Annotated in this window: 10 protein-coding genes and 4 tRNA genes; 10 read left to right on the top strand and 4 right to left on the bottom strand. The window is 41.3% G+C overall.

Features of this window, described 5'->3' with window-relative positions; all coding sequences use genetic code 11:
• A complete protein-coding gene (locus M0R16_03275; GenBank protein ID MCK9611903.1) occupies positions 1 to 312 on the top strand; it encodes an iron-sulfur cluster assembly protein in 312 nt (103 codons plus the stop codon).
• Positions 313 to 314: 2 nt separating this feature from the next.
• Here the strand turns inward: M0R16_03275 and M0R16_03270 are convergent, their stop codons facing one another.
• Positions 315 to 3,824 (bottom strand): M4 family metallopeptidase, encoded by a 3,510-nt coding sequence (locus M0R16_03270; GenBank protein MCK9611902.1) that lies wholly within the window; start codon positions 3,822 to 3,824, stop codon positions 315 to 317.
• Positions 3,825 to 4,056: 232 nt separating this feature from the next.
• Here M0R16_03270 and M0R16_03265 point away from each other — a divergent pair, with 232 nt between their 5' ends.
• From M0R16_03265 to M0R16_03235, 7 genes are all read left to right on the top strand, one after another.
• A complete protein-coding gene (locus M0R16_03265) occupies positions 4,057 to 4,500 on the top strand; it encodes a DUF1573 domain-containing protein (GenBank protein MCK9611901.1) in 444 nt (147 codons plus the stop codon).
• A gap of 21 nt (positions 4,501 to 4,521) precedes the next feature.
• Positions 4,522 to 4,944, top strand: coding sequence for a DUF1573 domain-containing protein (locus tag M0R16_03260; protein MCK9611900.1), 423 nt, complete (start codon positions 4,522 to 4,524; stop codon positions 4,942 to 4,944).
• 101 nt (positions 4,945 to 5,045) lie between these two features.
• The gene (locus M0R16_03255) at positions 5,046 to 6,242 is read left to right on the top strand and encodes a pyridoxal phosphate-dependent aminotransferase (protein MCK9611899.1); all 1,197 of its coding nucleotides are present in this window, start codon (positions 5,046 to 5,048) and stop codon (positions 6,240 to 6,242) included.
• Positions 6,243 to 6,366: 124 nt separating this feature from the next.
• Positions 6,367 to 6,455: transfer RNA gene (locus M0R16_03250), tRNA-Ser, on the top strand.
• A gap of 21 nt (positions 6,456 to 6,476) precedes the next feature.
• Positions 6,477 to 6,551: transfer RNA gene (locus tag M0R16_03245), tRNA-Pro, on the top strand.
• Between the two features lie 21 nt (positions 6,552 to 6,572).
• Positions 6,573 to 6,645, top strand: a tRNA-Arg gene (locus M0R16_03240).
• Positions 6,646 to 6,831: 186 nt separating this feature from the next.
• Positions 6,832 to 6,908, top strand: a tRNA-Met gene (locus M0R16_03235).
• 99 nt (positions 6,909 to 7,007) lie between these two features.
• On the opposite strand, the gene M0R16_03230 is transcribed toward M0R16_03235, so the two are convergent.
• Genes M0R16_03230 through M0R16_03220 form a run of 3 tightly spaced genes read right to left on the bottom strand, consistent with a single transcriptional unit; the run spans position 7,008 to position 10,500 of the window.
• Positions 7,008 to 7,709, bottom strand: a complete 702-nt coding sequence (locus tag M0R16_03230; protein MCK9611898.1) for a hypothetical protein — start codon at positions 7,707 to 7,709, stop codon at positions 7,008 to 7,010.
• A 12-nt stretch (positions 7,710 to 7,721) separates the two neighbouring features.
• Positions 7,722 to 8,567: a deoxyribose-phosphate aldolase gene (gene deoC / locus M0R16_03225; protein ID MCK9611897.1), complete on the bottom strand. Its 846-nt coding sequence runs from the start codon at positions 8,565 to 8,567 to the stop codon at positions 7,722 to 7,724.
• 4 nt (positions 8,568 to 8,571) lie between these two features.
• Entirely contained in the window at positions 8,572 to 10,500 is a 1,929-nt protein-coding gene (locus M0R16_03220) for a CocE/NonD family hydrolase (protein MCK9611896.1), read from the bottom strand.
• On the opposite strand from M0R16_03220, the gene M0R16_03215 reads away from it, so the two are divergent.
• Entirely contained in the window at positions 10,478 to 11,317 is an 840-nt protein-coding gene (locus tag M0R16_03215) for a hypothetical protein (GenBank protein MCK9611895.1), read from the top strand. The genes M0R16_03220 and M0R16_03215 overlap by 23 nt on opposite strands.
• Before the next feature lie 373 nt (positions 11,318 to 11,690).
• A complete protein-coding gene (gene bcp / locus M0R16_03210) occupies positions 11,691 to 12,158 on the top strand; it encodes a thioredoxin-dependent thiol peroxidase (protein ID MCK9611894.1) in 468 nt (155 codons plus the stop codon).

The following is a 12,158-nucleotide window of genomic DNA, read 5'->3' as shown; positions in this document are numbered from 1 at the left end:
ATGAATAAAGCTGAACTTGAAGATATCATCATCGAAAAACTAAAAACTGTTTTCGATCCCGAAATTCCCGTGAATGTTTATGACCTTGGGTTTATTTATGAGATTGACATTAACGATGCTTTTTCCGTAAACATTAAAATGACACTGACCTCTCCCAACTGTCCTGTGGCCGAGTCCCTGCCCGTGGATGTGCGCAATGCGGTGCAGTCTGTAAGGGGTGTTACCGGTGTTTATGTGGATGTGGTTTTCGAACCCGAATGGAACCAGGACATGATGACACCCGCTGCCAAACTGGAACTGGGGTTGCTGTAAAACTACTGTATAATAAGCTTTTGCGTGTACGACTGAGATTTGCTTCTGAATTGCAGCAGATAAATACCACTTTCAAAGTCATTGCAATTTATTTGCAATAGGTTTTTTCCGGTAATGCAAGCGCCTGTTTTATTAAATACAGTTTTGCCGATAATATTATAGATTGCAAGAGTATAGTCTTCACCAGATGATATATTGAACTCTACAAATACATTTTCTTCGGAAGGGTTGGGATACACTTTTATGCTGAAATTTTCTGCAGGTTCTTCAAACCCGGTGCAATCAACAACAGTAGCTTTTACAGGCACTCTGGGGCTGGAGCATGCTTTTTCGTGCACTTCCCAATCGTAGAAATAATAATAGTTTCCCGAAACATTGTAGGGCGGCAGCGAGGCGCTGGATTCGGTGATGGTAACCATGTTGGCGATAGTGTAAGGATAAGCAGCAGCGTTCTGGTTGTTGCGGAATAGGTCAGGGGAGCCGTCGCCGACAAGTTGAAGTTTGTTTTGGGCAGGCACATCGAAATTCAGGGTGATGCGACTTTCATTATCAGGTATATAAATGGTAGCGGATTGAAGCACCGTTGCATTTGAATCCCTGAGGAGTATGGTGCGGTTGCCGTCATATTCGGCATAAACTTTAACAGAAGCAATGGTAAGTGGCACAGCCGCATTAAATATCAGGTAATGAATATTGGTGGGGTTGCCGAAATAATCTCCGCTGCCTGAATTATTGAGTTTCCCAACATATTGCGATGCAGGCACCAGTTTGTCTTCAATATAGTACGTTGCGGAGGTGTTAAGTACCGGGGTGATAAAATCCGGGCCGGTATGCAGCAGTGTTCCTTCCACGGGCATATCGTACCATTCAAGTTGTCCCTGTCCACTGGCCGATAAATGCACTGTTTCGGAGAGGCACCCTGTGTCGCTGATTGCAATGGGGGCATCAGGAAGGTTGCTGACCTCGATATAGTCGGTGCGTGTATATGTATTCGACCCGAAAGCATTCTGAGTTGTAAGGCTCACAGTGTACAAGCCTTCCGACTGGTAAGCATGAACTGGATTCTGCAGGTTGGAAGTGTCACCATCGCCGAAATCCCAATGCCAGGATATGGGGCCGTTATATGAAAAATCTTGAAAATGAACCACGCCTGAACAAGTAGAAGTTTCAGAGGTATTAAAATTGCTTGTCGGTGCTGCGGTAGGCATGTCGCATTGCCAGCTGAGTGCGAAGCCTGACTCAACAAGCCCCTGGTCAGTTGTCTGCCTTAAAGTGATGGAGCCGTATGTAGATATAATAGTCCCGCCTTCAGGGAGGTTGCTGCCGTCATATTGGCCGATAAGTGGCGAAGCTGTTGACGGGCCATCGTAAACATATAAGTAATCATATCCGTTTTCGAAGCTAAAAGAACTGAAATAGAGCCTGACAGTTGCTGCACCGAAGGGGGATATGGTGATGCTGCCGTCGGTATTGTTGGCATATTCCCCTGTTTCCCCGCCGCTGTCGAATAAACTGCCGGTGCAGCAGGTAAGTGTCTGTACTGTGCCGCTGGCAGGCATAACAGCATAATTAGAATTCGTGCTTGCAATGCTTACAAAAGCTGTTTGTGTTAGCGAATCAATTCCGCACCCTGTGCTGGAAGCAATAAGTTTTACATCGTAGTCGCCAAGGGCTGTGTAGGTATGATAAGGGTTTGCCTGATGGCTGGTGTCGCCGTCGCCGAAATACCAGATGAAATCCGTAGCATTGGTAGAAAAGTTATGAAACTGCACCTGCAGAGGTGCTGTGCAGGATTCATTGTTGTTGGCTGAGAATTCAACGACTACATCTGAAGTGTAAGGGGCGCCGATTCCTACTGCATACATAGCATTGGTAACGGTTTCCACTTCGGGGCTGCATCCTCCGAAAAGCTCTGTGGCAGAAACAATAGCGTAAAAGCGGGCATCGGCGTAGTCGGAAGTGCTGTTAAGATAAACTGTCAGTAAGCGGAAAGCTACAGCGGCGGCATCATCAATACCTATTCCCGAAACATTGTATGCATTGCCAATATCATTGGTGTCCGAGCCTCCCATGGAAACAAGGTAAAACCAAAAGTTCAGTACCCCGCTGTTGGTATGCACCCCGCAATAATCGTTCTGGCTGCTGGGGCTGCAGTTTTGGTCCACCCAGAAATCCCCGTCATAAGTATCGGGGTCATCTTTTTCGTTCGGGTTCGACAAATTACGAATAATGTAACCCATATCTTCTCCGCATGTCCAGTTAGCTTGTGCCGGTTTGCCGAAAAATTCAATGGAGGTGCCGAAAATATCGCTGAAGCTTTCGTTTAGTGCTCCTGATTCTTTTTCATAAATTAGTCCGGCAGTAAATTCAGTCAATCCATGTGAAACTTCGTGTCCGCATATGTCCAATGTGGTAAAAGGGTTATTGTTTTCTCCATCTCCGTAAGTCATTTTTTCTCCGTCCCAGAAAGCATTGGCATATTCGTTATCATAATGTATATAACTAATCAGGGCAAATCCATCTCCATCAATGCTGTTGCGGCTATGATGCTGCATGTAGTAATCGTAAGTCATTTCGGCACCCCAGTGTGCGTCTGTGGCGGCTTCGTCAATCTGGGCATTTACGTTATCCCAATAATTATCGGAATCGGTAAAATCCACAGCTGAAGAATAATTGGTTTGTTCCTGCATATTGTAAGTCCTGATTCCGTTGCCTCTTCCTGTTTCATGTAGGCGGTAAGAGTCTGGAGCCATTGAATCGGTGGTGATGGTTTGTGTGCCGCTGTATTTTGTAACTGCTGTGCCGGGGACATCTGTTTCATGAAGTTTGTTAAGTGTTTTCAGTATGCTGCCGTTTTGGGCATCCACATATACATTTTTACGTGATAGTGGCTTTTTGGCAAATACATCAATTTGGTATGCATAACGATGGGTTTTAGTCGCTTCATCGTAAAGAATAATTTTTGTCGGAGTAGGGTAATAACTTGCTCCGGTGTTGCCTTTTATTTCTTTCAGCCTGTTTTCATCTTCCGGGCTTTGCCACATATATTCGTCAGCATTGGTAAATGATAATGCAAAGTTTATGGCTTCATTTTCTGAAAATGAAGTATTGTTGGAAATGTGAATATCACTGATGACCTTCCCATTGAGCGAATTGATTTTTCCATCACGGACATGAACTATAAAATCAGTACCGAAAATTTCAGTTTCATTATATGTTTGAATGCACCTGTAATGAGTAAAGCCCAGTTTGTCAGTCTCTGTTTTCTTGATGATGAAGTTAAGCCCGTCAACTGTGTTGAAAGTTTTGCGAAACCAATTGCTTAAATCCGAAAATTCTGGTTGGCAGGAGCTTTTAAGTTTAATGTATGCAGGATTATTATTGTTTTTTGAAAACCATACTTTCTCGCTTCCTTTTACATAGGTGTCAGCAATTTTTCCTGTATAAACCTGCGAAAACACTGATGAAAAACAAAAAAATACTGATAATGAGATAAAAAATAATTTTTTCATAAAGCCTTTATTGTTAATAATTTACTTTGTAAAAATAGATATTATTGATGAGATTCGTGCTTGTTTAACTCATTTTTAACTAAAAGGAATTATATTATGATAAAATACTCTGTTTGGCTCCAAGTTTTTAAAAATAAAAAACGTTTAAGTTTTTTACTTTTGGCATTATATTTGAGAATGCATTACAATCAGAAATTTTTATTTGTAATTTTGCATATCAATTTTTCGAAGTATGAAAAAACTTGTATTTATTTTTTTGGTTTTAAGCCTCGCAGCAGTGAATGTATTTTCGCAGCAGAAGAAAGGCCCTATTGTTACGTTTGATTATCTTGTATATGATTATGGTACTATTTATCAGGGGGCAGATGGCAAATGTGAGTTTACCTTTAAAAACACCGGCGATGAGCCTTTGATTTTGTCAAATGTACGTTCATCCTGCGGTTGCACCGTGCCCAAGTGGCCCAAAGAACCTATTTTACCGGGACAAAGCTCAAGCATACAGGTCTCTTATGACACAAAAAGAATAGGAACTATCAGCAAGCAGATTTATGTTGTATCCAATGCAACCGAACCGAATTTAACTTTGTCTATAAAAGGCAATATTTTGCAAAAACCTAATGAAATTTTACCTGAAAAAAAGATAAATGAAGGATTTACACCAACACCTAATAATTAACAAATTAATATTTTTAAAAAAATGAAAAAAATAGCTTTAGTATTAAGTATGATGTTTTTCATTGCTTTTGCAGCAAGTTCACAAACTGCCGCTAAACCGGCAACAACCCCCAAAGCCAGTGGGCCCGAAATTAGCTTTGAAAGCCTTGAACACGATTATGGCACTGTTGTTCAGGGTTCAGATGGCGACTGTGTTTTCAAATTTAAAAATTCAGGCAATGAACCTTTGATACTATCTGACGTGAGAAAATCATGCGGCTGCACAACACCAACATGGAGCAAAGAGCCTATACTGCCCGGTCAAAAAGGCGAAATAAAAGTAGGATATAATACAAATATTGTCGGCTCTTTCAGCAAAACCATCACCGTACTTTCAAATGCCACAAATGCCTCTGTTACATTGGTTATTAAAGGCACTGTTACTGTTAAGGAAACACAACAATAATACATATTCGGGTATTATTATTTAGTTTTTACGAAAAAAAAGCTCAACTTTGTACCGGTAATTATTTACCGGTTTTTTTATTTTAAATAAAATTTAATAATATGCCAAAAATATCAGAAAAAGGCCTGGCTATGCCGGCTTCACCTATTCGGAAACTTGTCCCTTATTCTGACGAAGCCAAGCGTAAGGGCCGCAAAGTGTATCACCTGAACATCGGTCAGCCCGATATAGAAACTCCTGAAGTAGCAATGAACGCGCTAAAAACCACCAGCATTAAAGTGGTGGAGTACAGCCATTCAGCCGGAATTTTATCCTATCGCAAAAAGCTTGCAGGATATTATAAACATTGGGGTATCGATGTGGACGAAAATCAGATAATTATTACAAATGGAGGCTCCGAAGCCATTTTATTTGCATTTATGACATGCCTGAACCCGGGTGACGAAGTTATCATTCCCGAGCCTTTTTATGCTAATTATAATGGATTTGCCATTACGGCAGGCGTTGTGGTGAAGCCTGTTATTTCGAACATCGAAAACGGCTTTGCTTTGCCTCCGATAAGTGAATTTGAAAAACTGATAACTCCTAAAACCAAAGCTATACTGATTTGCAACCCCAATAATCCGACAGGATACCTTTATTCTGAGGCTGAACTTCAGGAACTGCGAGAACTGGTGCTGAAACATGACCTCTATCTGTTTTCGGATGAAGTTTACCGCGAATTCTGCTATGACGGGGAAAAACATTTTTCGGTGATGAACCTTAAGGATATTGATAATAACGTGGTTTTGCTTGATTCGGTATCGAAACGATACAGTGCCTGCGGCGCCAGGATAGGAATTTTTATCACCCGTAATAAAGAAATATACAATACGGCCATGAAGTTTGCCCAAGCACGTCTTAGCCCTCCTACTTTTGGCCAGGTGATGGCGGAGGCAGCTATTGACACACCGCAGTCTTATTTTGATAAGGTGATGGAGGAGTATATTGCACGTCGTAATGTGGTAGTGGAGTCAATAAATAAGATTCACGGCTGTTATTGTCCGAAGCCGAAAGGGGCTTTTTATGCTGTGGCACGCTTGCCTATTGACGATTCAGATAAATTCTGCCAGTGGTTGCTCGAAAGTTTTGAATATGAGAATCAGACGGTTATGTTTGCTCCTGCCACGGGTTTTTATTCCACCAAAGGCCTGGGCAAAAATGAGGTGCGCATAAGTTATGTGTTAAAAGTTGAAGACCTGAAAGCAGCCATGAAATGCCTGGAAGAAGCGCTTAAGGTTTATCCCGGAAGAAAATAAATGAACGAATGCCCTCAAAAAAATCTTTGAGGTTATAAAACATTTTCATATTTTTGCAGTCCCAAAAAATGTAGGGAGTACGTGTTCTTTATATTTTTGATTTATTAATTCAGTATAAATACCTGGAGAGGTGGGTGAGTGGCTGAAACCAACAGTTTGCTAAACTGTCGTACTGGGCAACTGGTACCGGGGGTTCGAATCCCCCCCTCTCCGCAAGTTGTTATTTGAAATATTCGGGGTATAGCGCAGTCCGGCTAGCGCACCTGGTTTGGGACCAGGGGGTCGCAGGTTCGAATCCTGCTACCCCGACTTTTAAAAAGACCCGGAAAAGGTCCCGTAGCTCAGGGGATAGAGCAACAGCCTTCTAAGCTGTGGGTCGTTGGTTCGAATCCAACCGGGATCGCAAAAAATATATTGTTCTTATTTTTTTCGGCGGGGTAGCTCAGGTGCCTGCCTGCCGGCAGGCAGGGTTAGAGCGTCGGATTCATAACTGAAAGGGACAGGTTCAATTGCGCAATGAAGTTCTTTGTATGATTAATAAAAAATTTATTTTTGCTGCTCGTTTTTTATTAATAAAATTAATTTTTTCGGCGGGGTAGCTCAGGTGGTTAGAGCGTCGGATTCATAACCCGGAGGTCACGAGTTCAATTCTCGTCCCCGCTACCAATTAAATTAAAAGCCTTGATAACCAAGGCTTTTATTGTTTATAGTGTATTTGATCTATGGATAATAAAGTCTTAATAATGTCTTTGATTCATGACTAAATCATTTATTACAACTACGTTTTTTTAGCTTTTTAAAATTCTTTGTAAATAAACCATGTTTTATCGTTTTGAACCAATAATCCTCAAATACTATTTTCTCAAAGGCATCTTTGACGCGAGGATCACATAATCCTTTTATAGGTATCGCTAAAATTATTTTGTGGTTTGAAGTTTGAAATACTGTTAAAATAAGATTTGAGTATGAAACATCCACATCATTTGCGCCAATGTGAGATACGAGATTTTGGACAATGAGCAAAATCCCATATTCAGACAAAACTGAGTCAAAGGGGTAAAAGCTAATAATACTGTCAATTGTTATTGGGCTTAATAAATTTGTTTCTTGTTTTATTAACTCTTCAGAATTAGCCTCAATATTTCTTTTTTTAACTGTTTCAAAACGATAATAAACATTATTCTTTAAAAAAATGTATTTTAAATCAGTGAAAGTAGAATCTTCCATTAAAAGATAATTGATATGATTGAATGAATAAGCTTTCATTTTTTCCACATCAGGAAACCCATAATTATTAATATTTTTCAACTTGGCTTTTGAAAAATCAACTCCATAAAAAATGGCTGTTTTATTAATTAAAAAATCACAGGTGTCTGATTGCTGTGAGAAAGCAAAAAGTGGTAAAAGAGTAAAAAAACATAATGCATATATTGAAAAAACAGATTTTTTTGTTGAATCTTTTTTCATTGTAATTTCGTTTTATTTAATCACATTTATTAAATTATCCACCAACCGGCTGGCCCCAAAACGGAACAAATTCTTATTCAACCATTCTTTGCCAAGGACTGAACTTACTATATTATAATATCTTACAGCGGTGGCTGCATCGGCTATGCCACCCGCAGGCTTAAATCCTATATGTTTTCCCGTCTTTTCGAAATACTCTTTTATGGTTTCGCACATAATTACTGCAGCATGCTCTGTGGCTGCCGGCTGAATTTTTCCGGTGGAGGTTTTAATAAAATCCCCGCCGGCATTAATGGCAATCTCCGAAGCTTTGCGGATATTTTCCGGTGTTATAAGCTCACCGGTTTCAAGGATGACTTTAAGGTGCGATGCACCGCATGCTTTTTTAATAGAAGCAATCTCGTAAAAAACCACCTGATAATCACCCTCAAGAAAAGTGCCCCGCGATATCACCATGTCAATCTCGTCGGCGCCTTCATCCACAGCGTATTTAATTTCTTCCAGCTTCACAAACAAGGGCGACTGCCCTGATGGAAAAGCGCCGGCTACCGAAGCCACATGTATTTCTTTGCCCTGCAGCTCCCTTTTGCATTGCCTGACAAAAGTAGGGTAAACGCATACCGCCGCCACTTTTGGAATATGCAGCCCGGCATCTTCAATTTCGTATGCTTTTTTACAAAGTGCGGAGACTTTAGGTGTTGTGTCTGAGCCTTCGAGCGTGGTCAGGTCAACCATCGAAAGGATGTTGCGATAAACCTGCTGAAGCTCTTCAGGGCTGTAAGAGATATCCGCCAGAGAGTTTATTTTCTGTTGCCATTGTTCTTCAGAGAGAGTCGGATAAGCCGCGAAATTTATCATAGCATTATTTTTTAATGATTATTTTTTCTGAAAAATTAATATTTCTGCCTGAAATGTGCATTGTATAAACGCCCTCGGCCATGCCTTGCAGCGGGATGTTAAGCACGTTCATCATTTCCAACAAAGGTGTGCAGATTTTTGATAAGACTTTTTTGCCGTTGTTGTCAAACAAAATTATTTCAGTGGCGCCCTCAGGGATTTTGTCAAATTGTATGTTCACTTCCTGTGCGGCAGGATTCGGAAAAACTTTTATCTGATGCTTATTCTGAGGATAATTTTCGGCAACATTAACAAAGAATCCGTTTAGGGGCATCACGATATGTGAAGCATAATTAGAGGCGACATACACCTTATTGGTGGCAATGAGCGTGTCACCGGCCGCATACATAGCCCCTCCGTTGTTCAGGTTGCAGTCGAAACGTGGATAATCGGATGAACTGATATCCACCCGTATGCGGTGGTTTGAAAAAAATGTGATAGCCTGGTCGGGCAGATTAATTTCTATCTCATATATTTGTCCGGGTGTCATGCACGAGGTATCGGAGGCGTTGAAGCCGTTGCGGAAGCGCATGCGGGCAATGCCGTCGTATAGCAACATGGAACTGTTGTCGGGATAAACATCCGTGAGTCTAACCGCGAAATCCGTATCTTTTCTGTCACTCGACACATAAAGATGAATGGTGCTTTTGCCTTTTAAAACAACATTTTGCAGAAGAACAGCGGAGGTAAACACAAGAATATCATTTTTGTTTTCCACCTGAGGCGCCTGGTCATAAGGACCCTGCTCAAGGTCAGCGTGCAGCGTGGCCCCGCCAATGGTGGGTGAAGGGTTACGGGGGTCGTAAACTATTTGTTTGTAAACATCGGCATTTTGTGGCATTGTCTGACTGATGCTTCCGTCTTCCTGAAAATATAAATTATGGTTGCTCATACCTGCCGGAGGCCAAGAGACGCAGCTTTGCCATGTGTTTTCGCCCATCTGGTAATATTGTATGTATGGGCTGGTGTTCCAGTTGTTGGCTATAGAACGCATGTAATAATCAAAGTGCATGAGGGCGAGTGAGTCGCTCCATCCAACGGCATTCAGATAGGTTAGTTCTCCCTGTTGTGGGGCGCCAATGCCTGCGTTGCCATGCCCGCTATGTGTCCATGGCCCCATCAGCAGGCGGTGCTTGTCGCGTGCGATGATATCGGAGGATTGCCGTATGCCGGCAAAAAATTCCATCATCATATTGATGTTGTGGTCGTACCATCCGCCTATCATCAGCATAGGTACATTGATGGAATCGGGATAATAATTTGTCATTTCCGAATAAGTCCAAACAATATCATGCACCTGATGTGCAAGTATCATTGGCGAGCTTCCGAAACCGAGGGCATCGAGTTGCTCTACATATTCCGTCCTTAAAACGCCGCCGGGATAATATTCGGGATAGCTGTATTGCGGTCCTGCGACAAGGGGTACTGCGCAGGTGAGATGTGGCGGGCGTTTACGGGCTGTCATAAATTGTATGCGCCCCAGCGCCGAAGGCCCCCACGTGCCGATTTTCCCATTGCTCCAGGGTTGTGTGGCTATCCATTCCACAAGGTCGTATCCGTCTTTTGCACGGTCGTAATTGCCGGCGCAGGCAGCCGCCGAGCCGTAAAAACAACGCCAGTCGGCTATCACCATGGCGTAATTATCGTCTGCAATGCTATTGCCGAAAAGCGGCAACCCTGCAGCACGGTAAAGCAGGCGGTTGTATGGTGTCTGTACCAGAATCACAGGGTAAGCATTCCCAGTGCCGTTGTCGGGAATATAAATATCAACAGCAATTTTTTTGCCGTCGCGCATGGCGACTGAGTCAACGTAAGCGGGGGTTATCAGCAACTGACAAAAAACAGATGTAATTAAAAAAAAACATAAAAAAATGCTGATAAATATTTTTTTCATAATTTCGGTTGAAATTTCATACAAATATAAAATTTATATCTTTTCAGATATGAAAATCAGCACAGGGCGACTTGCCATACTATCCTTGGTACTGAACGTGATAATTATAACGGTTTTACTGGTGGTGAAATTTGTGGCCGACAGCCGCCTGAATAAGGTTTCGGGCATGCTCGAACGGCTTGGAAATTCGGAGATAGATTATACCGTAAAGGTAGACGACACCCTGGAAATCTCTACATTTTTTACTATAGAACAAACGGTTCCGGTTTTTGTTGAGATGAATGTGAAGTATACCCTGCCTTTTAAAACCATGATACCTGTTGACCAGAAGATAACAACACCGATAAAACTGACTATTGACGAGACGATACATGTTGATACAGCATTTTTTTTTAAAAATAAAATAGTGGTTCCTGTTGACGAAATTATCAGCGTGGATCAGAAATTTACTATTCCTACCAACAGAGTAAAGAAAAAGGGTATCAGAATCCCGATTATTGCTGACATCCCCCTGAAGCAAAACATTACCCTGGATATCAAAGACCCTATAGATGTCTTGTCAGACATACCGGTAAAACTGCCAATATCGGAAAATATACCGGTGAAGATACAACTGAACATTCCTGTTGACCTGAACATCCCGATTAATATTCCGGTTAAAAGCGAGGCGCTGATAACTTTCCCTTATAAACTGCCAGTTTCCGGTAAAATACCTTTGCATCTTGATGTGCCCGTGAAGATTCCTTTGTCGGCGACTCCAATAAAGACAAAGGCGGATTCTATAGCTTTTGCATTGAGAAATTTGCTTAAATTGTAATGAAATTGCATAACAACTTAGTACTCCTGTATTTTTTCTGTTAATATGGTGATTAGAAAAAATTTCGACAAAACTAATTAACCACAAAGCACACAGTGTGTTTCACGGAGCTCACAATATTAAAAGGTTTTGTGCATTATAAAACAAACTCATTTAAAGATTATTGCGAAAACAATACTCTGTGCACTCTGTTTTTACTCTGTTAACCTCTGTGGTTAAAAAAATATCAGCTTAATTCCTTAACCATAGAGATGATTAAGACTGTTTTGAGCCGGCATGAAATAAATTCCTGAACAATATTTAATTATAATTATCAACAACCCCCGTAAAATTCAATAATAATTATTTAATTTGTGTAAACAAAAACAATCACATGACCTCATTAAAAACCGGAGATAATGCTCCTGACTTTAAAGGTACCGACCAGGATGGCAATGCCATCGCCTTAAAGGATTATGCAGGGAAAAAAGTAGTTTTATATTTTTACCCGAAAGACAGCACACCCGGCTGCACTGCGGAAGCCTGCAACCTGCGCGACAACCATAGCGAATTGCTCAAAAAAGGATTTGTTGTCATCGGCGTAAGCGCCGACAGCGAAAAGTCGCATCAGAAATTTATCACAAAATACAGGCTGCCGTTTGCACTCATAGCTGACACCAATAAAGAGATTTGCACACTGTATGGTGTATGGGGGCCAAAGAAGTTTATGGGTAAAGTTTTTAACGGCATCAACCGAACCACCTTTGTCATTTCTGAGCAGGGAATTTTTGAAGCAGTAATAACTAAAGTGAATACCGGCAGCCACACACAACAAATATTTGAAATATTATACAACAAATAA

This window comes from Bacteroidales bacterium, from assembly GCA_023228145.1.
Taxonomy (GTDB): Bacteria; Bacteroidota; Bacteroidia; order Bacteroidales; family CAIWKO01; genus CAIWKO01.
The sequence above is the reverse complement of the archived record's forward strand: the minus strand, read 5'-3'. Positions and strand labels throughout refer to the sequence as shown.

What these genes read in the sequence shown, in the direction of transcription:
- M0R16_03275 (MCK9611903.1), top strand. Translation starts at nt 1, where the DNA reads ATGAATAAAGCTGAACTTGAAGATATCATCATCGAAAAACTAAAAACT.
- M0R16_03270 (MCK9611902.1), bottom strand. Translation starts at nt 3,824, where the DNA reads ATGAAAAAATTATTTTTTATCTCATTATCAGTATTTTTTTGTTTTTCA.
- M0R16_03265 (MCK9611901.1), top strand. Translation starts at nt 4,057, where the DNA reads ATGAAAAAACTTGTATTTATTTTTTTGGTTTTAAGCCTCGCAGCAGTG.
- M0R16_03260 (MCK9611900.1), top strand. Translation starts at nt 4,522, where the DNA reads ATGAAAAAAATAGCTTTAGTATTAAGTATGATGTTTTTCATTGCTTTT.
- M0R16_03255 (MCK9611899.1), top strand. Translation starts at nt 5,046, where the DNA reads ATGCCAAAAATATCAGAAAAAGGCCTGGCTATGCCGGCTTCACCTATT.
- M0R16_03230 (MCK9611898.1), bottom strand. Translation starts at nt 7,709, where the DNA reads ATGAAAAAAGATTCAACAAAAAAATCTGTTTTTTCAATATATGCATTA.
- deoC (MCK9611897.1), bottom strand. Translation starts at nt 8,567, where the DNA reads ATGATAAATTTCGCGGCTTATCCGACTCTCTCTGAAGAACAATGGCAA.
- M0R16_03215 (MCK9611895.1), top strand. Translation starts at nt 10,478, where the DNA reads ATGCTGATAAATATTTTTTTCATAATTTCGGTTGAAATTTCATACAAA.
- M0R16_03220 (MCK9611896.1), bottom strand. Translation starts at nt 10,500, where the DNA reads ATGAAAAAAATATTTATCAGCATTTTTTTATGTTTTTTTTTAATTACA.
- bcp (MCK9611894.1), top strand. Translation starts at nt 11,691, where the DNA reads ATGACCTCATTAAAAACCGGAGATAATGCTCCTGACTTTAAAGGTACC.